Source organism: Parabacteroides faecis (assembly GCF_014647375.1).
Classification (GTDB): domain Bacteria; phylum Bacteroidota; class Bacteroidia; order Bacteroidales; family Tannerellaceae; genus Parabacteroides; species Parabacteroides faecis.
This window is the reverse complement of the sequence record NZ_BMPB01000010.1, coordinates 105,988-129,001: the sequence shown is the minus strand read 5'-3', so window position 1 is coordinate 129,001 and position 23,014 is coordinate 105,988. Positions and strand designations below refer to the sequence as shown.

17 protein-coding genes are annotated in these 23,014 nt (G+C 42.2%); 11 read left to right on the top strand and 6 right to left on the bottom strand.

The features are described from left to right. Nucleotides 1-193 precede the first annotated feature (193 nt). The 3 genes from IEY67_RS15725 to IEY67_RS15715 are packed head-to-tail and all read left to right on the top strand — an operon-like array spanning nt 194 to nt 6,208. Nucleotides 194-3,598, top strand: a complete 3,405-nt coding sequence (locus tag IEY67_RS15725) for a TonB-dependent receptor (RefSeq protein ID WP_183668641.1) — start codon at nt 194-196, stop codon at nt 3,596-3,598. A 19-nt stretch (nt 3,599-3,617) separates the two neighbouring features. Next, nucleotides 3,618-5,339 carry a RagB/SusD family nutrient uptake outer membrane protein gene (locus IEY67_RS15720; RefSeq protein ID WP_183668639.1) on the top strand — a complete coding sequence of 574 codons (1,722 nt, stop codon included), beginning with the start codon at nt 3,618-3,620 and terminating at the stop codon, nt 5,337-5,339. Nucleotides 5,340-5,365: 26 nt separating this feature from the next. Continuing rightward, nucleotides 5,366-6,208: a hypothetical protein gene (locus IEY67_RS15715; protein WP_183668633.1), complete on the top strand. Its 843-nt coding sequence runs from the start codon at nt 5,366-5,368 to the stop codon at nt 6,206-6,208. 57 nt (nt 6,209-6,265) lie between these two features. On the opposite strand, the gene IEY67_RS15710 is transcribed toward IEY67_RS15715, so the two are convergent. Continuing rightward, nucleotides 6,266-6,892, bottom strand: coding sequence for a porin family protein (locus IEY67_RS15710; protein WP_183668631.1), 627 nt, complete (start codon nt 6,890-6,892; stop codon nt 6,266-6,268). Nucleotides 6,893-7,215: 323 nt separating this feature from the next. Between IEY67_RS15710 and IEY67_RS15705 the strand changes: the two genes are divergently transcribed. After that, entirely contained in the window at nt 7,216-9,333 is a 2,118-nt protein-coding gene (locus IEY67_RS15705) for a TonB-dependent receptor plug domain-containing protein (protein WP_229801091.1), read from the top strand. Nucleotides 9,334-9,394: 61 nt separating this feature from the next. Here the strand turns inward: IEY67_RS15705 and nagB are convergent, their stop codons facing one another. From nagB to IEY67_RS15680, 5 genes are all read right to left on the bottom strand, one after another. Then, on the bottom strand, nt 9,395-10,207 hold the full coding sequence (gene nagB, locus IEY67_RS15700) for a glucosamine-6-phosphate deaminase (RefSeq protein ID WP_122356435.1): 813 nt from the start codon (nt 10,205-10,207) through the stop codon (nt 9,395-9,397). 126 nt (nt 10,208-10,333) lie between these two features. Continuing rightward, nucleotides 10,334-11,530 carry an FprA family A-type flavoprotein gene (locus IEY67_RS15695; RefSeq protein ID WP_183668629.1) on the bottom strand — a complete coding sequence of 399 codons (1,197 nt, stop codon included), beginning with the start codon at nt 11,528-11,530 and terminating at the stop codon, nt 10,334-10,336. A 4-nt stretch (nt 11,531-11,534) separates the two neighbouring features. After that, entirely contained in the window at nt 11,535-12,383 is an 849-nt protein-coding gene (lgt, locus tag IEY67_RS15690) for a prolipoprotein diacylglyceryl transferase (RefSeq protein ID WP_122356439.1), read from the bottom strand. A gap of 10 nt (nt 12,384-12,393) precedes the next feature. Then, nucleotides 12,394-13,290: a diaminopimelate dehydrogenase gene (locus IEY67_RS15685; RefSeq protein WP_183668627.1), complete on the bottom strand. Its 897-nt coding sequence runs from the start codon at nt 13,288-13,290 to the stop codon at nt 12,394-12,396. A 255-nt stretch (nt 13,291-13,545) separates the two neighbouring features. Further along, complete coding sequence (locus IEY67_RS15680; protein ID WP_183668625.1) at nt 13,546-14,538, bottom strand: sugar phosphate isomerase/epimerase family protein; 993 nt, start codon at nt 14,536-14,538, stop codon at nt 13,546-13,548. Between the two features lie 155 nt (nt 14,539-14,693). On the opposite strand from IEY67_RS15680, the gene IEY67_RS15675 reads away from it, so the two are divergent. From IEY67_RS15675 to fimD, 7 genes are all read left to right on the top strand, one after another. Beyond that, nucleotides 14,694-15,641 (top strand): FimB/Mfa2 family fimbrial subunit, encoded by a 948-nt coding sequence (locus IEY67_RS15675; protein WP_183668623.1) that lies wholly within the window; start codon nt 14,694-14,696, stop codon nt 15,639-15,641. Nucleotides 15,642-16,032: 391 nt separating this feature from the next. Next, entirely contained in the window at nt 16,033-16,449 is a 417-nt protein-coding gene (locus tag IEY67_RS15670; protein ID WP_122356447.1) for a hypothetical protein, read from the top strand. A 197-nt stretch (nt 16,450-16,646) separates the two neighbouring features. After that, entirely contained in the window at nt 16,647-17,228 is a 582-nt protein-coding gene (locus tag IEY67_RS15665) for a DUF3575 domain-containing protein (RefSeq protein ID WP_122373655.1), read from the top strand. 153 nt (nt 17,229-17,381) lie between these two features. After that, a complete protein-coding gene (locus IEY67_RS15660) occupies nt 17,382-18,602 on the top strand; it encodes a hypothetical protein (protein WP_183668621.1) in 1,221 nt (406 codons plus the stop codon). A 36-nt stretch (nt 18,603-18,638) separates the two neighbouring features. Then, a complete protein-coding gene (locus tag IEY67_RS15655; protein WP_229801090.1) occupies nt 18,639-19,517 on the top strand; it encodes a FimB/Mfa2 family fimbrial subunit in 879 nt (292 codons plus the stop codon). Nucleotides 19,518-19,530: 13 nt separating this feature from the next. Further along, the gene (locus tag IEY67_RS15650) at nt 19,531-21,000 is read left to right on the top strand and encodes a DUF4906 domain-containing protein (RefSeq protein WP_122373657.1); all 1,470 of its coding nucleotides are present in this window, start codon (nt 19,531-19,533) and stop codon (nt 20,998-21,000) included. Nucleotides 21,001-21,015: 15 nt separating this feature from the next. Continuing rightward, a complete protein-coding gene (gene fimD, locus IEY67_RS15645; protein ID WP_183668619.1) occupies nt 21,016-23,001 on the top strand; it encodes a fimbrial tip adhesin FimD in 1,986 nt (661 codons plus the stop codon). Nucleotides 23,002-23,014: the final 13 nt, after the last annotated feature.

Sequence of the window (23,014 nt, the reverse complement as noted above, 5' to 3'; positions counted from 1 at the left end):
CAAAAGGGAAGCCACTATTTCATCCTTTTAGGGGAAAAAATAAAAAAATCAGAAAAAGAGAGTAAGTGTTTTTATTTACCTGGTTGTTTTATTGATGTTGCAACAATAAAACATAAGGAAATCACATTTTACTAACTTAATAATATCAATAGATTTTATGAGAAGCACGCGTCTATTTCAAAGGCCAGGCTTAGTGAAGGCATTACTAATTGCCATTCTATGCTGTTCCACCCATCAGTGGGCAACCTCACAGATTAATATATCTACTCCGAAAGCCACACTCGGACAGGTTATTAATCAAATCAAATCTCAGACAAAGTACCAATTCTTTTATGACGACAGATTATCCGGCATATCGGTCGACGCCGTCGATGTAAAAGATGTTTCTCTCAAAGAACTTTTGGATAAAGTACTCAAAGGGAAAAATATAACTTATAAGATAGAAGATAACATTGTCTATCTTTCTTCCAACGATAGAAGCGGTGATGCCTATTCTTCCGAACAGAAAAGAACAGCTACAGGTACTGTCGTCGATGAATCCGGAGAACCGCTTATCGGAGCAACCGTATTAATAAAAGGAACAACCGCCGGAGTCATCACTGATATGGATGGGAAATTCACTCTAACCAATATACCCGGCTCTGCCAAAACATTAGTGATCTCTTACGTAGGTATGAAAACCAAAGAAATTACTATCAGCTCTAAACCGGTAAAGGTAATATTAGAGTCGGATGCTAAAAACCTGGAAGAGGTAGTAGTCGTTGCATTCGGTAAATCCAAGAAGTCAGCTTTCACAGGTTCAGCCGGAGTGGTAAAAGCCGAAAAAATTGTCGAACGACAAGTCAGCAACCCTATTTCAGCCTTGGCGGGAAAAGTAGCCGGTGTACAGATGACCGAAGGAGGCTCACCGACCTCCACTCCGACACTCCGTATCCGTGGTATCAGTTCTATCAATGCCAGTAACGACCCGTTGGTTGTGGTAGATGGCATGCCTTACGATGGCTACTGGTATGATATCAACCCGTCCGATGTCGAATCGATCACTGTATTAAAAGATGCAGCATCCAACGCCTTGTATGGTGCCCGCGGTGCCAATGGAGTCATTATGATCACGACCAAAACAGCCAAAATAGGAAAAGCTACGATCACCTTTGACAGTAAATGGGGAGTCAACACAGATGCCAAAAAAGATTACGATTACATCAAAAAACCGGGAGAATATTACGAAGCTTATTATCTCGGATTATATAACTATTACAAACGAGCAAAGGGATTGAGCGCTTACGACGCACACCTCCAGGCAAATAATACAATGGGGCTCGAAGGTAATGAAGGAGGACTTGCGTACATTATATATAATGTACCCGACGGACAATACCTCATCGGAGAAAATGGAAAACTAAACCCCAACGCCACATTAGGGAATATCGTCAATTATAACGGTAAAGAATATTTACTTACTCCGGATAGCTGGAAAGACGAAGGACTCCGTAACGGACTTCGCCAGGAATATAACCTGAATCTTAGCGGAGGAACGGAAAAATTCCAGTTTTATGGAAGTTTAGGCTATATGAAAAACGAAGGAATCTGCTATGGTTCTGACCTGACACGTTACTCTTCTCGTATGAAAGCGGATTATCAGGCATTGGATTGGTTAAAAGTAGGTGGAAACATGACTTATACACATACCGAAACAAACGGTTTAAGCGGAGCCTTCGGAGTAGCCCACGGTATAGCACCTATCTATCCGGTCTATGTACGGGACGGACAAGGGAATATTATGACCGATAAGAATGGTAAAGTGTATGATTATGGCGATGGTGTCAATGCCGGCCTCACCCGTCCTACTTATAAAAAATCCAATGCCATACAGAGCGATTTGCTGGATGTCAGTTATAATAACAGCAATTCGTTCAATGTACAAGGATATGCGGATATTTCTTTTCTGAAAGATTTTAAACTTACACTGAATGCTAGTGTATTTGATACGGAAAACCGTTCTTCATCTGTGGGCAATTCCTTCTACGGTTACAACACCTCTTTGGGAGGATCAGTATCAATATCCCATTACCGCACCTACACCCTTAATTTCCAGCAACTCCTGAACTACAATAAAACAATCGATGCACATTCACTCTCCGTATTATTAGGACATGAGTATTATAAATTTGTACAGACAACGCTTACGGGAGCCAAAAGGAATATGTTCTCCTATTTTGGAAATCATGAACTTGCCGGAGCTATCGTAAAAAATGATATGAACAGTTACGACTCGAGATCCAATACGGAAGGTTACTTTTTCAGAGTTCAATATGATTACGATACAAAATACTTTTTATCCGGTTCTTTCCGGCGTGACGGTTCCTCTAAATTCCATCCGGACCATCGCTGGGGTAATTTCTGGTCATTGGGTGGAGCCTGGATCATAAATAAAGAGAACTGGTATAATGTTGATTGGCTAAATATGCTGAAAGCAAAAATGTCATACGGAGAACAAGGGAACGATGGTATTGGCAATTACCTATATACAGATTATTATTATATCGGTAGTATAGATAATGAGATATCATTGACCTTTGCCAATAAAGGAAATAAAAAGATAACCTGGGAAACAAACGGCAACTTTAATGTCGGAGTTGAATTTGAGTTATTCAAAAGCCGCCTTAGCGGTAGTATAGAGTATTTCCGCCGGAAAACAAATGATATGTTATTCTATTTCTCCGTTCCAGTATCATTGGGATACAGCGGATATTGGGACAATGTTGGTGATATGGTCAACAACGGTTTGGAGATAGACCTGAACACGACCATCCTTAATACCAAGAAATTTAAATGGGATGTAAATCTGAACATGACTTATTATAAAAATAAAGTCACCTATCTTCCCGAAGATAAAAAGTCGACCACTATGGATGGATACCCCGGTTATATTAGTGGTGAAAAATACATTGCCGAAGGTCTGCCGCTCAACACATGGCGTCTGAAAAAATATGCCGGAGTATCGAACGATGGAATTCCCATGTGGTATTATGATAACGAAAATGGGGAAAGACAAACAACAACTAATTATGATGAAGCGGACTATTATCTCTGTGGCAATGCCATGCCGAAAGTATATGGTGGTTTTGGAACAACCTTGTCATATGCGGGTATTGATCTGAATGTAAACTTTGCCTACTCCATCGGCGGGAAATCGTATGATTCAGGTTATTCCGGTCTGATGACAGCCCCATATGCCGATGCAACAGGGAAAAACATTCATAAGGATGCTCTCAAAGGTTGGTCGGAAACCAATCCCACCTCCGATATTCCACGCTGGCAATACGGAGATTTATATACAGCTGCCGGTTCCGACCGTTGGCTAACCAATGCAAGTACCCTGACACTCCAGAACATCAACCTGGGCTATACACTTCCGACACGCCTCACTAAAGCATTACTGATCAATAAAGTACGTCTTTATATGGCCTGCGATAATGTATTCTACTGGTCTAAGCGAAAAGGATTCGATCCTCGCACCAGCTTTGATGGTAGCACATCCGCTGGTGATTATTCTCAAATGCGTACAATATCCGGAGGTATCAATATTCAATTCTAAACTTTAAAATAAAGAAACAATGAAGAAGTTACTCAAAAATATAGTATTCATTTCTCTGGCAAGCATTACATTTAGCAGTTGTCTGGAGGAAACATTCCCAACTGATATTGCCACTTCCGATCAGGTCAGTGTATCGGAAGAGGCACTGGGCGCTTTATCCAACTCCGTTATTGCCTATATGACGACTTACGACGGGGGAACCAGTGATAATACAAATTTCGGATATGCCGGATTTATGATGTGGCGTGACGTTATGCTTCAGGATATGCCGGTATACAGTACCAGTTACGATTATTTCAATTATGGTTTCGGAACCACGAGTTATCTCGGTGATTATCCAGTGCCTTCAATGTTTTGGACCTATCATTATAACCTGATCAATAATGCCAACCTCCTGATCGGCTCTATCGACCCGGAAACAATGACCGAAACGACAAAAAGTTATTTAGGAAACGCATTGGTTTACCGCGCCATGGCCTACATGGACCTGAGCCGTTATTTTGAATATAAACACACAGGCGTATCCAGCCTCGACAGTAAGGCGGAAGCAAACGGTATTTACGGACTAACAGTACCCCTGATTACAGAAAATACATCGGAAGAGGAAGGCCGTAATAATCCGAGAGTTCCTTTCTATAAAATGTACCGTTTTATCATGAATGACCTGAACAATGCAGAGAAATACCTGTCGAATTTCCAGCGGGAAAAGAAAAACTGGGCTGATCTCAGCGTTGTATACGGAATGAAAGCCAGATTGTGGATGGAACTGGGATCACGATTCGAATTATATCCTGATGACCTGGCAACCCAGATCTCTCACGATAAAGATGCAGAACTGGAAACCTATGCCTCTCTTAATATAAATTCAGCTTCCGACTGTTATGCCAATGCAGCCAGCTATGCCCGCAAAGTGATCGACAAAGGTTATACTCCTGTTGGAGAAGCACAATGGCACGATACTGCGTCAGGTTTCAATACCGTAAATGATGCCTGGATCTTTGCCATCCTTATCGGAGCAAATGACGGACTTAGTTCGTGGAAAGCATTCATATCCCAAATAAGTCCGGAGCAGACTTTTGGAACCACACAATACGGAGCCTACAGAATGATTGGGAAAAGTCTTTTTGACAAGATTCCTGATGCAGACTGGCGGAAAACAAGCTGGATTGCCCCAGACGATGCTGGTAAAAATCCGGTTCCCTCGCAGTATAAAACATTGTTGAGTGATGAACAATGGGCTAATATCCCCGCCTACACCGGTTTCAAATTCCGTCCCAATCAGGGGAATATGGGCAATTATCTTATTGGAAATGTGGTCAACATTCCACTTATGCGGGTAGAGGAAATGTATTTTATCGAAGCGGAAGCCGTGGCTCACACACAAGGTGTACAGACTGGTATATCTTTACTGGAAAATTTCATGAATACATACCGGTATAAAGATGGTTCCTATAAATGTAACAGTTCCAACATGGAATTATTTATCGATGAATTACTGGTCCAGAAACGGATCGAATTCTGGGGAGAAGGTATTCTTGCATTCGACTATAAACGACTGGAAAAACAAATTATCCGGGGATATACAGGAACCAACACTCCTGCTACCCACCGTTATAATTCCATTAAAGGATATGCCGCCCCCTGGATGAATGTCTATATCACCAGCAGTGAATATAAGTACAATCTTAGTATCATAAATAATCCTGATCCTTCGAGTTCCATCGAAGCCTGGGAAGAATAAATCCAATCACATAAAAATAAAACGATATGACAATAACATATATAAAACACACTGCTTATTTGTTGATCAACCTGGCAATATTTTTATTTTCAGCTTGTAGCGAAGACGATAATTATGCACCCGGAACAGCAATTCCGGCAAGTTGTGAGCAAGTTTATTTCTCAAAAGAGAATGCCGCTTCCCTAATGCTCCCTATCGAAGGTAGCCGCAGTGTCACATTAATAGTAGCACGAACAAAAACATCATCTGCTTTGTCAATGCCGATAAACATCCTATCAAAAGATGATAAACTAACGATACCCTCCACCATTGAATTTACAGCAGGTAGTCCAACGACGAAACTGGAAATCACATTATCTTCCGATGCCGAAGCCGGAACGGAATACATTTTCGAACTGGAGCTTACGGGAGACAACATTGATCCTTATACAAAGCTTGATGGATCAGCTAAATTTTTCGGTTCTGTCATGATAGAAAAATGGAATACATTACAAGCCACTTTTTCTTTTGAAGACCTGTATAGTCCATGGGAGGGAGAAATTGAAAATCTGGAAGGTAGCAATAAATATCAAATCAAAGACTTTCTTAAATCTGGGAAAACGGTTGAATTTACTATAGACAAATCGACCGGAGCCATATCTTTTTCCGGAGGATATAACGATGGAACTTATTGGCAATTTTTAGAAAACGACAACTTCATCCCCTGTTATCCTACCGGATCGGATATTTATATCACATCAACTTATATCTATCTGGGTGCAAGTTATTCATACTTGAATCTCAACAAGAAATCAGGTCGCATATACCACTGGAACAACTACAGCGATAATTCAAGCAACTGGAATGCGCTTAATATAAGCTGGAAATAACAGATGTATAGGAGGATTTTTCAAGACTTTATAACTATCAAAAATCCTCCTATCCTTTTAGAAACGCCAACCGATATTGAATTGCAGGACACCGTTACGACTCTTTCCGTCTAGGTCGGAAGCGCTTATCCCAGGCACTCCTACATTTCTGATAGCAGCTGCAAGATTATCTTTATCAATAGTATTCGTCAATCCAATATTATAATTTAATGAAAACATTACCCCCATAGGTGATTGATAGCCGGCACCGATTACAAGCGCAAAATCAAAAGTTTTAAAACAATCACTGAGAGCATCTGTTGAAACAGAAGTTCCAGATTCAGACCCTTTCAATTTAGAAGAGACCTTAAATCCTAGCTGAGGACCTGCAAACAAATTAAATCCTTCATAAACATAACCTTTAAATAAAACAGGTATATTCAAATAATCATTCTTAAACTTAACGCTAACGCCACTCTCTTTACCTTTAGTTCCTTGCATCGAATAAAAGATCCCCGGTTCTATAGCAAAATTATTAGTCATCATCACTTCACCGGAAGCTCCGATATTCAAACCCGGCTTCATACTCCCTCCTGAGTTTGTCATATTGGCAAAGTTCAAACCGATCTTCGGAATAAAATGAAATTCTTGTGCACTTGCCTGAAATGCGACGAAAAGCAACAATAATAAAGCGATCTTTTTCATACTACTAAATTGTTTTAGATATTAAACACAAAATACTATCTCAATAAATTTAAACAATTATATACGTTCCATAAGGCCCGTTTTTACTCATAAACACGGACCAAAGATAAACACTAAAAGCAAAATAAAAACATTTTTACTTTTTTTAATCGTATACAGTATAAACGTTACCTGATCGAAACTATTGCAAAGAAAATAAAGTTTAGCTCACTTTTCTAAAATATTCTTTTCGGTCATTCGTCACCGATATATAGATAGGCTATCCAAACAATTACAATTTTGAATTACAACAAACCGAATGAACGGAATTAGAAATGAATCGTATGAAGACAAAGACAATTTTATCATTTATCGCTACTATATTTTTACAGCTCCTACCTGTATCGGCCCAACAAGTAACCATGTTGGGAGATTCTACATTTGTGACTACCTCATCCTTTCTCCTGGACGAAGTGACCGTAACCGCTAAATCGGTTATCAATAAAGGAGACAGACTGTCGATATTACCTTCCGAGACTCAGCGAAAAGGTTCTACGAACGGAGTTGATCTACTAAATAAAATGCAGTTATCCCGTATTATGGTAGATGTAATATCCGGAGAAATAACCACCCCGGGAAATGGAGAAGTACAATTGAGAGTCAACGGGATACTTGTCACCTATCCCGAAATAGCAGCCTTGAATCCGGAGGATATTGTCCGGATCGAATATCACGACAGCCCGGGAGTGCGTTACGGAAATGCCGCTGTAGTAATAGATTATATAACACGTAAAAAAGAATCGGGAGGCGGCATCCGTGGCGGTGCTTTTCACAGTATCGGAAAAGATCGTACCTCCATAGACGATATGCTTTCCGCAAACTATAATAACGGCAAATCAGAATTTTCAGCTAATGTCCGCTTTATCCAGCGCAAAGGTGACTGGATACGTGAATACGATGAAAAATACCTATTTCCCGATCACGAACTAGAACGAAAGGAAATAGGAGAACCCACACTTTTTAATAAAAAAGTACTGTATTCAAATCTGAATTACAGTCTGCTGGAAAAAGATAAATACATCTTCAATGTACAATTCCGGTATAGCTATAACGATTTTCCCGCCGGATATGAAGATCGTAAAAGCAAGCTCTACTCATCGGGGGTGGACATTCCTCTGTCTATTTACGACCATACGGTAGAAAAAAATCATATCCCGGCTCTCGACCTTTACTTTCACCACAATCTAAAAAGCAACCAGTCATTGATATTTAATCTGGTCGGGACTTATATAGAGACCAAGAATACCCGTATTTATCAGGAAATAAGAGAGAATATCCCTGAGACAGATATATTATCCGATATTTCAGGAAAAAAGTATTCATTGATAGCAGAAGGTATTTATGAAAAAAGAATAGGAAAAAGTCAATTCACCGGAGGTATAAAACATATCCAGTCTTATACGGATAATAAATATACAGGAACAGCAACTACCGATGTAACGATGAATCAAAGCGAAAGTTTCGCCTATGGAGAATACCAACTGAAAACAGGAAAATGGAGTTACATGGCAAACCTGACTCTCTCCCGCTTCTATTATAGCCAACGCAATAATAAGAATGAAAAATATGCCCTGCAACCGTCTCTACGCGTCACTTACAATCCAAATCAGGACCTATCTTTCCGTTACAGTGCAGCTTTGAAGAATAACACTCCCTCTATCGCTTATCTCAACGACGTGGAACAACCCATTGACGTATTACAAGTACGAAGAGGAAATCCCGGCCTGAAATCGTTCCAAAGCATCAATCAATCCTTCAATGCAGGATATAACAAAGGTCTTTTCGGAATAGACGCATTAGTAACCTATAATTATGAGCACAAGCCGATCATGGAATCCATATTCTACGAAGAGGGTAAATTTGTCCGAACATACGATAATCAGAAATCTTTTCAGAACCTAGCTTTTGAAGTAGATTTCCACATAAAACCCTGGAAAGACCACCTCAGTATCTCTGTTATTCCCGGCCTCAACCGCTACATCAGTCACGGCAACAACTATTTACATACCTATACAATGAAATCGCTTCGTGTCAATCTTGACTTTTCATATCGTCACTGGCTCGCCAATTTCGCAACCATTGTTCCTCCAAACCGATATGTTTATGGAGAACAATTGATGAAAGGCGATTTGATGCACACACTCATGGTTGGATATAAAATGTCGGCTTGGTCGGTAATGGCTGGGGTATACAATCCTTTTATCCGTACTTACAGATCTGAAAACGAAAACTGGTCGGCCCTCAATCCTGTAAAATCGGATATTCACAGTAATAATATGGCGAGAACGGTAGTCATTAAATTCAATTTCAATCTCAATTTCGGCAAACAACTGAAGAACATCCGTAAAGCCGTCCAAAACATGGACAACGACCCGAGTATCATATCAGGAAATAAAGACTAACAAAAACGGAGCTGTACCAAAAGGATACAGCTCCGTTTTTCGTTTTATAAGCTTTTAATCCTTACTTCAGCAAGCTACAAGGACAAAGATTATCTTTTTCGATATCTTTGAAGTAGTTGTATGTACCTACTTTGATATCAGCACAAGCAGCTTCATCAGCCACGATGATACCTTTCGGGTGCATCTGTAAAGCAGTGATTGTCCACATCTGATTGATGGAACCTTCAACAGCCTGCTGCAAAGCACGAGCCTTGTTATGACCGTTTACCATGATCAATACTTCTTTAGCATCCAGTACAGTACCTACGCCAACCGTTACAGAAGTTTTCGGTACTTTGTTCACGTCGTTATCGAAGAAACGTGAGTTAGCGATGATCGTGTCTGTAGTCAATGATTTTACACGAGTACGTGAAGACAAAGAAGAACCCGGTTCGTTGAATGCGATATGACCATCAGGACCGATACCACCCAGGAACAGGTCTACACCACCCACAGCCTTCATTTTTGCTTCATAAGCAGCACATTCAGCTTCCAGATCAGGAGCGTTACCATTCAGAATATTTACGTTTTCCGGTTTGATATCCACATGGCTAAAGAAGTTATTCCACATGAAAGAATGATAACTTTCAGGATGATCTTTCGGCAGACCTACATATTCATCCATATTGAAAGTGATGATATTCTGGAAGGAAATAACACCTTGTTTATTCAGCTCGATCAGGTTCTTGTACATTCCCAGCGGAGATGATCCGGTAGGCAATCCCAGTACAAACGGTTTTTCTGCTGTCGGATTCGCTTTCTTAATCTTTGCAGCAACATAATTAGCAGCCCATTTTGAGAGTTGCTCGTAATCAGGTTCAATAATCAGTCTCATAACGTTTGCGTTTTTTTCAGTTGACAGTTGACAGTTGACAAGTGACAGATATAGTCACCCTCCTCCGCGCACCGGAACTGATAGGTTATTAATAGTTTTTTTAGATCCTTTTTTAACAGTCAACTATCACTTGTCAGCCGTCAGCTGTTTCGCCATCGCTTCGCCCAAAGCCCAGCATTCTTCATACTTATCGGCTTTCAAGCCCTGTTTTTGTTCAACAGGAGTACCAACAGTTTCCCATTTCATCTTTTCTCCGAAAGCCGTCAGGCGTTTTACCGCAGCACCGGCCCAGGTAAATGAACCGAAGTAACCATACAAACGGTTCTTCACCTCGCGCATTTCGATCTTGCTCAGAATAGCTTCCACTTCCGGGAACAAACTGTTCGAGTAAGTCGGACTGCCGATGATGATACCTTTATATTTGAATACATCTTTCAATATATAGGATGCAGGACTCTTGCTGACATTATGCAACACAATATTCTTCACGCCATGTGCCGACAGCGATGAAGCGATCGCTTCCGCCATCTGTTCCGTATTACCATACATGCTTCCATAGATAACGACAACACCGTCTTCTCCTTCATAACGGCTCAGACGATCGTATATCTCAACCGCTTTCTTAGCATATTTACGCCATACAGGGCCATGAGTCGAACAGATCGTTTCGATACCCAATACAGAAAGTTTCTGTAAAGCACGCTGTACCGGATTACCGTATTTACCGACAATATTGGAATAATAACGGATCATTTCTTCCCAGTAATGATCCACATTCATTTCCTCATCGATCACACCGCCGTCCAATGTACCGTATGTACCGAAAGCATCGGCAGAGAACAGCAACTTGTCCGTCGAATCGTATGTCACCATCACCTCCGGCCAGTGTACCATCGGAGCCATATAGAAAGAAAGCTGATGACGGCCGATATTCAGCGTATCCCCTTCTTTCACTTCGTAAAGGCCGGACGTTATATTGTGATAGCCGTCCAGCATACCGAATGTCTGCTTATTACCAATGATCTGCACGTCGGGATATTGCTGGCGCAACAGGCGGATACTTCCGGCATGATCGGGTTCCATATGGTTCACGACCAGATAGTCGAGCGTCCGTCCGTCCAGTGCATCTGCTATTTTTTTCAAAAAGATATCAGAGTAGCAAACATCCACCGTATCCACCAATACAGTCTTTTCGTCTACAATCAAATATGAATTATAGGAAACACCATACGGAAGCGGCCACATATTCTCGAAGAGGGCCTTCTGACGGTCGTTAACTCCTACGTAATATACCTTATCTGCTATTTCTTTTAACTTATACATCTCCTTAATTTCGTCTTTTTAATTCTTCGTAATTGTTCGGCTTTCTCGTCAGTGCTCTCCAAACGAACCAGCAACCGGCCAAAACAAACGGAATACTGAGCCACTGGCCCATATTCAGCATCATATTATCTTCAAAAGCTTCCTGATTGTTCTTCAAAAATTCGATGAAGATACGCGATCCGAACACGATGATCATAAAGACCCCGAAAATAAGTCCTTCGCGTTTCCAGGCTTGCTTTTTAAAATAAAGCCACATACATATCCCGAAAGTGACCAGATAACACAGTGCCTCATACAACTGTGTCGGATGGCTGGGTACCGTAAAGATTGGCTCCGCTCCCATTTTCCAGGCATGTAAGTTCTCGATAAAACGGAATCCCCACGGCATATCGGTCGGATGTCCGTATATTTCATGATTCATGAGGTTACCCAGACGGATCATAGCCGCAACCAGCCCGGTCGGAACCACCAGCTTGTCGAATGTCCACAGCATACTTTTATGTGAGACACGTTTGGAATAGAAATAAATGGCGATCACAATACCTAACGTACCGCCATGACTTGCCAGTCCGCCTTCCCAAACCTTGAATATCTCTATCGGATTAGCTAGATAATATCCGGGATCATAAAACAGGCAGTGTCCTAGCCGGGCGCCGACCACAGTTCCTACCATAGTATAAATAAGCAAGGAATCGATCCATGCAGGAGGAAGTTTTTCATTTTTCCACATCCGGCTCACGATGGTGTAACCAATCCAGAAGCCGATGGCAAAAGCAAGTCCATACCAGCGAATTTCGCGTGAACCAATGGAAAAGATGGCGGGGTCAGCCGTCCAGGTAATAAAATCAAGCATATTTTTTATATTAAACTAGTCGTCTGATCAAGTCTTCTCTTTCACCGCAGATCATATCGATCACCGGTAATTCGATCATAGTGTAAGCACCCGGCTTTTGTTTGAAGCTTGCGCGGGCAACGGCAACCAGGATTTGTGCAGTAAGAGCCGGATTGTTGATCTTCATGTCAAATTCAACCAACTGGTTCTGTGTCTTGCCTGATACACCTTTGCGCACCAGATTCACACCATGTCCCATATCCAGCAGGTTATCTACGCATTCCACCTGCATCACATGCGTTTCATCGTGTGCAAAATAATCATCGGCTTTGATAGCAGCAGCCACCTGCTTGAAATCATAACCGTCTTTCACTTCGATATATACCATGCGGCGGTGAACACCTGTACCCATCGGGATCGTCATTGACAAAGCGGCTTTCACACCTTCGACCGCTTTTACAGCAACCGTATGTCCCATACTCATACCCGGTCCGAAGTTTGTATAAGTAATTCCTTTCGGAACCATTGCTTCCAGTAAGGCGCGAACAACAGAGTCGCTTCCCGGATCCCATCCGGCAGAAATAACGGCAACTGTATTATGTGCTTTGGCTACAGCATCCAACGAGCGGCGCAGGTCTACGATACCTCCGTGGATATCGAAGCTATCTACCGTATTGATACCTAATGAAAGAATTTCTTTAGCGAATGATTCAACGCTACGGGTAGGAGTTGCCAAAACGGCAACGTCTACTTTATCTAACTTAGTGATACTGTCAGTCACAGTATAAGCTTTCAGTTCGTCTGGTACGTCATTCGGATTACGACGTACAACACCTGCTACTTCAAAATCGGGAGCAGCTTCCAGGGCCTCTAACACATACTTTCCAATGTTGCCATATCCAACGATGGCGGCTCTAATTTTCTTCATACTTTAGTTTTTACTTTTCAACCAACCGCAAAGTTAATTATTTATGGCGAAAATCCATCCGAAGCTTATAAAGAAAAGTTATGAGGTGATAAATGACCTGTAACGAACGAAAGCTTTACCGCAGACAAGAGGTAGTGCCACCCTAGTGGCACAGTTGTGCCATGCTAGTGGCATTACCTTGTCATCGTAATGGCAATGGTCTGCCATAGTAGTGTCACTACTCCAGCTACGGCATAGTTTAATAGTCAGTCCTTTTTATTTCTTATCGAAGAATGCATCGAAGGCATGTCCCGAAGGCTGGAAATCCACTTGTTTAACAAAGGCACAGGATTCACGCGCACCATGTTCGCGGTCCATCGCACTGTCTTCCCATTCAACCGACAGCGGTCCCTGATAACCGATATCGTTCAGAGCACGGATAATCTCTTCGAAACCGATCCGGCCGCGTCCCATACTGCGGAAATTCCAATAACGGCAGGAATCGCCAAAAGTGGAATGACCTCCGAACACCCCGATCTGTTTCGGGGTATCACTCCAATAAACATCTTTCATATGTACATGGAAGATACGGTCGGAGAACTGATAAATAAAATCGACATAATCGACGCCCTGATAACCCATATGGCTCGGGTCGTAATTGAAACCGAAGGCCGGATGGTTGTTCAATGCTTCGAGCGCCTTACGGGCAGAATACGTATCGAAAGCAATTTCCGTCGGATGAACTTCCAGACCATAACGGATACCCAATTTCTGATACTCGTCCATAATTGGTATGAAACGACGGGCAAAATCGGCATAGCCGTCTTCAATCATCTGATCCGTAACAGGAGGAAAAGAGTAAAGCCAGTGCCAGATAGGACTACCTGTAAATCCGGCAACCACATCAATGCCTAATGCTTTAGCGGCATGAGCCGTTTGTACCATATATTCGGCTGCACGCCGGCGTACGCCTTCAGGTTCTCCATCTCCCCAGATACAATCGGGCAGAACTGCTTTATGTCGCTGGTCGATATTATCGCAGACAGCCTGGCTGATCAGATGGATCGATATACAATAAAGTTTCAGGTCATATTTACCCAGCAGTTCTTTTATGCCGTCGTAATAGGCCTGATCCGTACGACGAACATCCAGATGGTTGGGTAATCCCAGTTCCAATCCGTCATATCCGAACGCTTTCGCTTTTTCACAAACTGTTTCAAGGGGTAAATCTCCCCATTGAAGGGTACATAAAGTTACTGGACGTGCCATTTTCTTTTTAATTTTAAGGTTATTACATTGAGTCTGTTTTCTACAAATCTAGAAAAAGTTCTGCTCATAACCGGCAAGTTCTCTCCTTAATATTTTTTAAATTCCGAAATTAGTATTTCCTTTGTGTAGATTTTATCATTAATAACTCCTTTGCTATGAAAAAGAAAGAATTATGTGCAGTTGCCTGCCTGTTTTGGCTCGCAGGTTGTAATGATCCGGCTTCGGACGAGGTTGAAATTGTAAAGAATTTATTTCCCGTACAATTCAGTGTTCAACTTCAAAAAGAGGTACTTCCGTTCCCTTCTACCCGCAGTATGCCGTCCAACGCGTTCCCTGAACCGACAGTCCCGGATAAAGAAAACCCGGATAAAGAACTAAAGGACTTCTGCTCGACAATCGAATATCTGGTTTATGATAAAAACGACCTGGAGGAACCGGTAAAACACCATATATATAATGTAGAGACCGATAATGATTTCAGTATTGTATATGACACATTGCCTGCCGGTAACTATCAGGTCTACTTTTTAGCTCATCAATCAGAGAAGTCTTCATTTGTGAAAAATACGTTTTCGTTCGACAAGCTATCCGATACTTTCTATGGCACAAAAGTCTTCAATGTGGAAAAGACAGAAGAAACGAATATGGATATTGACCTGGAGCGGATTGTAAGCAGGATAGAGTTTAAGGCTATTGATCCTGTACCGGATGTAATAAAACAATTCGATATTTCGGTAAAAAATTATCCGGCCAAGCTGAATATACTGACCAAAGAAGGACTCGCTTCCTCCGAAGAACAAAGTTTCACTTATTTATTTAAATCAGAAGATAAAGGACAAACCGGAAAGACTCATTCCTTCTACACATTCGTAGCATCCGGCAGCAAAAGAATATCTGCCACACTTACCTCAACCGACATAGACGGACAGGTTATGCGTTGTAGGACAGTGACTGATATTCTACCCATCGCTAATAAAGTAATCCGTTATACCGGCATTCTATATACACCACCCAAACCCGATGACTCGGAAAACACCTTCAATCTGATCATTGGAAACAATGGGGAATGGAGCGAATCGGTGGAAAATGAGTTGCCGGAATAAAGGTTGTAAGGTTCAAAACTTATCAATAATGAGCTATCCCTTTATCAAAGTGACTTAGCCATTACAGGTTTATTTGCCGTCAGTTTTAACTGACGGTTTACAAGTTGCTTCTCTTTATTGGCTTCAGCCACATTTCTCTTTACATAGAGAGACTCTTTAAATGGGACTAAAGTCCAAAGAGATAGAGCATTTACTTATCCGTCGGTTAAAACCGACGGCAAATAGACCTGTAACTATACCAGCCCTATTGATGACTGATGGTTTATAGATGAATAGTTCAAATCTTTCTAAATTTGACATATTTATCCTATCATATATTATACTGATCTGCCTACATTTTAATTTTATTAAAACATAAACTATCTTTGTATCTTCACAAAAGAGAATCGTTATGAAAAAGAAAAGCATATTTAGTCTTATTTTATTACTTACCATCCTTTGCGGATTCAACAGTTGTCAGGATAAACCGTTCGATCCTGTTGATGAAAATCCTGAATATCTGTTGTGTAACGGTTCCGGATGGTATGATGAATATATAGACTCCAACGGTTATCCCTGCACGCAACGCCTCATCTTCTATTCCGATGGTAGCGGCAAAGAAACGATCGTACGCTCTTTCAGCGATTTTCCGGGAGACTTTGAAGAACTTCGCAACTCGTTTTATTGGGAATGGGATGATGATTATTACGGATCCATTTATATGGAATATCCGAACGGTGATTATCTGTTTTTCGACCAGTTATTTATAAGTCCGTACGAATTATCCGGTTTGCTGGATGGCGAAGAAGTAGTCTTCGAACCCTTTTAACCTTAAATTGTATCATCAAAAGTAAATATTATGCCAAAATTTCTTATTCTACATACTTTCTAAAACTTATCTGAATTATAGTTGTTTCATTCATAAAGAGAGCAAGAATCTCATAGGGTAAAAATCAGGGCGTAAGGCGTCTGAAACAATAAGGGAGGTTCTTCTTGGATGTTTAACAATTTGTGAGTAAAAGTACGATGAGAAGAGGAATATTGATAATATGCATTATTTATGCATTTGTCAGTGGCATAGCAGCACAAGTAAAAGATAATAGAAACCATTTACCGGCTTATGCAATCAAAACAAATGCATTATATTGGGCAACGACAACCCCGAATCTGGGGTTTGAAATAGGGCTATCCGATAAATTTACACTCGACCTGTCGGGGAATTATAATCCATGGACATTTTCCGACAGCAAGAAACTCAAACACTGGCTGGTTCAACCCGAACTACGCTACTGGACCTGCGAACGATTCAACGGACATTTCTTCGGACTCCATGCACATTATGCCGAGTACAACGTTGGCGGCATCAAGATGCTGGGACTCAAAGACCACCGTTATCAGGGCAACCTCTACGGAGCCGGTGTTTCCTATGGTTATCATTGGATACTCAATAAGCGCCTTAGCATAGAGGCGACGATCGGAGTTGGTTATGCTTATCTGGATTACGATAAATATCCCTGCGGCCAATGTGGTAGTAAAATAAAAGACGGCCACAGGAATTATTTCGGTCCCACCAAAGCTGGTCTGAGCCTCATCTATATCCTCAAATAAACAAAAAAAGAGTATTACAAATTAAGAAACATTTTACATATATTTTTATATGTACAGCCACTCTTATGCCTCATAAACGCATAAGAAACCACTAATGACAGACAGGAGGGAAAGACTTCCACACAGAGTATTAATCATTAATAACAGAGAGTTATGAATTTCAGAAATTTATTTACAGCTTTATTTGCTGTAGCCACTTTATTTGCATGTAGCAATGACGATGAATCCCCGGTTCCCGATGCGGGTGGTCCTAAATCCATTTCCGTATCATTGGCAGGAATGCCGGGAATCCAGACAAGAGCCTCAGAAGCCGGGAATTTCCTGACTAAAGATACTATAAATGTCAACAGCGTACTTATCAATCTGACAGATGCCAGCAACAGTGTCGTTGTATCAAAGACAGTAAATAAAGATGTTGCAGCCGATTCCGATTGGAGCAAACTGACCGGCACAGGAGAAGGATCTGGTTTAAAATTCATCAATGTACCTCAAACCGTTTCCAAAGTATATATCTATGGCAACCCGGGTAGTGCGGTGGTAGATAACCAGGTAACAACTACACTCGACCAGCAGCAGGGATCAGGCGTATTGTATTCCGGTGTCGATGAAGACCTGACACCGATCGTCGCCGAACCGGTCGAACCGGACCCGACTTCAGGACAAACCTATACGGCCAATGTGACCATTAAACCGATCCTTGCCCGTATACAGATTAACAGGATCTATTTCACTGACAAGAAAGAATTTACATTCACACGTCTTGTCGGAGGAAAAACAGAAGAAGCCAAAGTCACCTGGACAGACTTTACTGCAGACCTGAAAGGTATCTACCTGAATAAATTCTTCAACACCTATCATGATTCGACAAATGTAGAAGACCTGTACAGCAACGCTTCAGCCGTGAACAATATCCTGGAAGGCAAATGGTTGTTCAATCAGCCTACTCCCAACGATGCTGCATCGTATGCCAGCTACAACAACTATTCAGGAGGAGCTTATCAAACAATAAATATGGTTCCTGCGACAGGAAAGAGCTATGCATTCAACTTCTTCCCGGGATCAGTGGTACCGACAATACATCTCGACCTGACAAATATCAATGTAGAAGGTATGCAGTCTACCAATACGACAGCATTCAACCCGTCGCTGGCCAACAAGGCACGCTTCGCCAACATCGTGAAGTATTTCAAAGCACCGGATGTTGAAATGACGGCTGCCGACTTCAAACCGGGTACGATCTATAATATGGAGGTCGAACTGATACCGATGCTCGATAATGACCTGGAAAATATCCAGTTTAACGTATTGGTTCATGTAACGATTGCTCCTTGGGCAGAAGAAACGATCACTCCGGGATTCGACCTGGATCAGTAATTTCCAATTTCAATATAATTTCAACATACAGAACAAATGAAACGAATTATATATTTCAGCATCATGTTATGGGTTGTCCTGATGACCGGTTGTATCAAAGAAGATTTGGCTAGTTGTGACACCAACCTGGTCTTCAAATACTTCGGAGACGGGACAAAGGATATATTCCCTGAAAAAATAGAGAAAGTGGATCTGTATGTATATGGCGAAAACGGAGCACTAGTACAAACGATCGGACTGGATCAGGGTGATTTAAGACGCGTTCAGGGAACTCCCCTCAATCTTCCGGCAGGCAAATACCGGATCATTTGCTGGGGTAATTCCCGGAACGACACCCGGATCGACCAGGCTTCAACTTTAAACACAGCTTTGGTTGCAGCCCCTCACTATTTTACAAAAGAATTGATCACCACTAATGACAGCCTGTACATTGGAAGCAGAGACATTGAAATATTTCAGGATAACTCAAGTGAAGATACCGTTTATTTCAGCAGCTCGCACATAAAAATGTATATTGAACTGGTTGGACTGGAAGAGGCTGCTCTGGCAGATGCCACATCACCGATCGACATCGAGATCGGTAATCTGAGCCCGACAGTCGACTTTACGAAAACATTCTCTTCGGAGAATGTTTCGTACAGGCCGGTTGCCCGTAAAGAGGAAAATTCACCCGCTTTCGACACAAAGTTCAATGTTTTGCGATTCAACGACGATAACGGCATCTATATCAATCTGATAAGAAAAGAGACTAATAAAACAATATATACATTGAAGCTAAAGGATTTCATGCAAGATAACCGGATCACGGTCAACGGGATCAACGAAGTGACGGTAGGGATCCGCTTCCGTTTCAATGGGACCTCGGTCACAGTCAAACCCTGGGATGAAGAGGTGATAATACCGGGCCTCGGATAAGCCCCATAAAGATATGAAAATCAAGAACAAATATATAGCGACAATAGGTGTTTTCATTGTCGCCCTGCTGGCTACATCCTGTACTGAAGACCAGGATACGAATCAGACCTCGGCGAAAATGGATGCACGACTGAACATGACTATCTCCACTCGCGCAACAGCAGACAACCTGAGCAAAGGGGGGGACGGTAAGTTTTCAAGCCTGGCTCTCTATGTATTCAACAAAGCCGACGGCAGTCGTGAATACACCGAACTGGTTCCAGTCATAACTCCGCAATATACGGATGAGTTAATCCGGTCGGTCCAGGTTTCACCACAGACAAAGATTATCTATACCATAGGGAATTATAACGATCCGGACAAGGTCTTTTCAATTCCGTCAAAAGGAGAAATCGCTTTACAAGAATTAGGTGACCTGACTTTACAGGAACTGGAAAACCTGACCATTTCGAACCGGAACGGTTTCAGCGATACTAATATCCTGATGGTCGGTAGGAAAGAAACGCCCATAGAAGATTTTCTGACAGAGGTAACCGTGCCAATGGAACGACTGGTTTCACGACTGGACATTTACATGTTCAAAAACAGTAAGTATACGGACAGTGAAGTAGTCGTGAACTCAATCGAGCTGGTCAATCAAGTTACCAATACGCTCGGCAAATATCAAAATGAGGTCATGGTTTCGCCAGTCGAAAAAAGACAGGAGAGCCGGACGATCAGTTCCGATAATACGCTGGAACGTGTACCCGAAGACCTCTCCGTTATCACACCGGATAAGGCGGTGGCTTCTTTCTACAGTTATCAGAACATAGCCGGTCCGGGGGCGCCCGATTCGCTGATCACACCTTATTTACGTATTTCTGTGACAGTAGACGGAGAACTTTATAAATACAAAGGTTACATAACCGACAACGGGCAGACGGATAATAAATACAGCCTGAAACGGAATACGGTATATACGGTCATGGGGATCATCGATCATCCGGACAATATACTGGAGCTTAAAACTATCACTCTCCCCTGGACCAAATCTGTTTCAGAGATCGGTCACGTGGTAAAGGATGGAGATTATGAATTCAGTGCAAACAATACGAGTGCCACTGACGGGATCATACAATATCCTTATGTACAGAATGGGGAGCCACAAAATAAAACGTCCTATGTCAGCTATAACTTCCGCCTGACAGGTCCGGCAGGAGCTATCTGGACAGCGACATTAACGAACGGTTTGGAATTTACTTTCGGGAAAGAAGGATCGACTGCCGGGAAACTGGCTATTTCAAAAGGGATCGCAGGAGATAATATCTACGAAATAAAAGTCGGGGCAACAAAGCCGTGGGGAGGTTCTCAACGCGAAGTACGGTTGTATATCACCGTCGAAGGGGAAAAACTCAAGATCAATCCGCTCCAGAGTAACGGATCACGAAAATTCCCGGGTGACAATGATACAGATATTCTGATCACACAAACAGAATATAAATAAAAGGAGAAAAGGGTTATGAAACGAAATAAGAATTATATCATATTATGCTTATCGGTGCTTACTTTATTGCTTTCTTCCTGTAGCCAGGAAGAGCTAGAGAATAAGCCTTTTGCCGATTCCGGTAAAATAGCGATCCGGTTATCATTGGCGCAACCCGGCATCACAAAAGCAGATACGGAAACCGGTGAAGACAACCTGAATGAAAACCTGGTGAAGACACTGGATGTGTTCATTTACGGGGAAGGAGAAGACGCCTGCTTTTTCTATCAACATATAAACTTAGCCTCCGGAAAAGCGGTAAGCGGAGAATACACAGTGACTCTGAACGCCAAGCAAGAACAGTTCAACCGGGATAAGACATATAATACATATGTTGTAGCAAACTATTCACAAACTGTTCCGGCGAATGGTCTTACCCTTTCCGAACTGAAAGCACAAGCCGTTTCAACCCTGGACCCCGATAAAATACAGGATAGCTTTTTGATGGATGGCACGTCCGCCCAGATCCTGAACGATGGTGTGATAATGAACAAAGAAATTACTGTGCCATTGAAAAGGGCTGCTGCTAAAATACGGGTGTCAACAGCTTATACAAATAGTTTTTCAGCTTTGAAAAGCGAAAATATCAGCAAAAAGCTGTACCGGTATGCAACCAATGCATCCGTACTCGAAACAGCAACACCGGCTACCCCGCAGCTACAGAGCATGTCAGGTTTTACGGATATCGCCTCCGGTGCAGGCTCGGACAAGACGGTCGTCTATTCATATCCGAACGATTGGAGCCAGGATCAACAGAACGAAACATATCTGATCATGAATATTCCGATAACCGGCCCGGATGGAAAAGAATATACGCAGAATTACTATAAGGTGCCTGTCAATTTCCGGTTACCGTCCGATGATACGGCTAATCCGTCCGAAGAACAGGAAGCCGAACGGGACGCTATCTATAAACTGGAACGTAACCATTTATACGATATTACGATCCTGGTAGACAAACCAGGGTCTGAAACACCGGAATCTGCCAAAGAGATCAGTGCCAACTATACGATCAAAGACTGGACAACGAAAGAGGTATTGGTTTCGGTAGAAGGATTCAACTTTCTCTACGTGGAACAGACAACGATCACGTTACCGAACCGTACGAGTTATACAACGACATTCCAGTCATCCACCCCGGACGTCGAAATAACGGATATCACTGTCAACGGAACAACTGTCACAAACGGGGCTAACGGAGTCGATATAACCTGTTCGCAAGGAGTTAAGTCAGGAGACATTGTAATAAACAGTACGCTTCCCGGAAACTTTGTTGCGAAAGAGATCGAATTCACAGTAAAGAACGGAATCGGTTTTACACAGAAGGTCACGGTTACACAGTATCCGGCCTTGTACCTTAGTTCCGATATCTCAGCGGAAACACCAGGCGGCAGCCAGGGACAGAATAATAAAAAGATGTACGTGATCGGTTCTTTTGTTGCCGACTTCTCCTCGTTGCCCGATCCGGATGAATTCGATGAAGATTTCGGTAGCGGATATACACATTATGCTGCCAATCCTGCACTGGGACGATCGTATGCCGAATACATCAGGAATAATGCAGTTCTGGGTTACCCGCTGAGAGATGCAAACAACGAGACGATCGATACGGAGGAAAATAACCGGCGTATCTCTCCCCGCGTGATGCTGGCTTCACAGTTCGGAGTAACGACATCGGACAGTTATCTGAATTCCAGAAATAAATGCTCTACCTATGTTGAAAGAGATGAAACGACCGGTGAGACTTATTCGGACTGGCGTATGCCTACACTGGCAGAAGTATATCTGATCGACGTACTCCAGAACATCAAGGCGGCCGAAGTAAAAAAGATTCTGGAAGGAAGCTGGTACTGGAGTGCCAGAGCCAGTAGTACCGTACAATTTATGGACCCCAGGGTCGGAGGCGGTAACGGTTTCAATCCGCTACGTTCTTCCGTACGTTGCGTGAGAGATGTTAAATAGTAAAAGATGAAAG

What these genes read in the sequence shown, in the direction of transcription:
- IEY67_RS15720 (WP_183668639.1), top strand. Translation starts at nt 3,618, where the DNA reads ATGAAGAAGTTACTCAAAAATATAGTATTCATTTCTCTGGCAAGCATT.
- IEY67_RS15715 (WP_183668633.1), top strand. Translation starts at nt 5,366, where the DNA reads ATGACAATAACATATATAAAACACACTGCTTATTTGTTGATCAACCTG.
- IEY67_RS15710 (WP_183668631.1), bottom strand. Translation starts at nt 6,892, where the DNA reads ATGAAAAAGATCGCTTTATTATTGTTGCTTTTCGTCGCATTTCAGGCA.
- IEY67_RS15705 (WP_229801091.1), top strand. Translation starts at nt 7,216, where the DNA reads ATGAAGACAAAGACAATTTTATCATTTATCGCTACTATATTTTTACAG.
- nagB (WP_122356435.1), bottom strand. Translation starts at nt 10,207, where the DNA reads ATGAGACTGATTATTGAACCTGATTACGAGCAACTCTCAAAATGGGCT.
- IEY67_RS15695 (WP_183668629.1), bottom strand. Translation starts at nt 11,530, where the DNA reads ATGTATAAGTTAAAAGAAATAGCAGATAAGGTATATTACGTAGGAGTT.
- lgt (WP_122356439.1), bottom strand. Translation starts at nt 12,383, where the DNA reads ATGCTTGATTTTATTACCTGGACGGCTGACCCCGCCATCTTTTCCATT.
- IEY67_RS15685 (WP_183668627.1), bottom strand. Translation starts at nt 13,290, where the DNA reads ATGAAGAAAATTAGAGCCGCCATCGTTGGATATGGCAACATTGGAAAG.
- IEY67_RS15680 (WP_183668625.1), bottom strand. Translation starts at nt 14,538, where the DNA reads ATGGCACGTCCAGTAACTTTATGTACCCTTCAATGGGGAGATTTACCC.
- IEY67_RS15675 (WP_183668623.1), top strand. Translation starts at nt 14,694, where the DNA reads ATGAAAAAGAAAGAATTATGTGCAGTTGCCTGCCTGTTTTGGCTCGCA.
- IEY67_RS15670 (WP_122356447.1), top strand. Translation starts at nt 16,033, where the DNA reads ATGAAAAAGAAAAGCATATTTAGTCTTATTTTATTACTTACCATCCTT.
- IEY67_RS15665 (WP_122373655.1), top strand. Translation starts at nt 16,647, where the DNA reads ATGAGAAGAGGAATATTGATAATATGCATTATTTATGCATTTGTCAGT.
- IEY67_RS15660 (WP_183668621.1), top strand. Translation starts at nt 17,382, where the DNA reads ATGAATTTCAGAAATTTATTTACAGCTTTATTTGCTGTAGCCACTTTA.
- IEY67_RS15655 (WP_229801090.1), top strand. Translation starts at nt 18,639, where the DNA reads ATGAAACGAATTATATATTTCAGCATCATGTTATGGGTTGTCCTGATG.
- IEY67_RS15650 (WP_122373657.1), top strand. Translation starts at nt 19,531, where the DNA reads ATGAAAATCAAGAACAAATATATAGCGACAATAGGTGTTTTCATTGTC.
- fimD (WP_183668619.1), top strand. Translation starts at nt 21,016, where the DNA reads ATGAAACGAAATAAGAATTATATCATATTATGCTTATCGGTGCTTACT.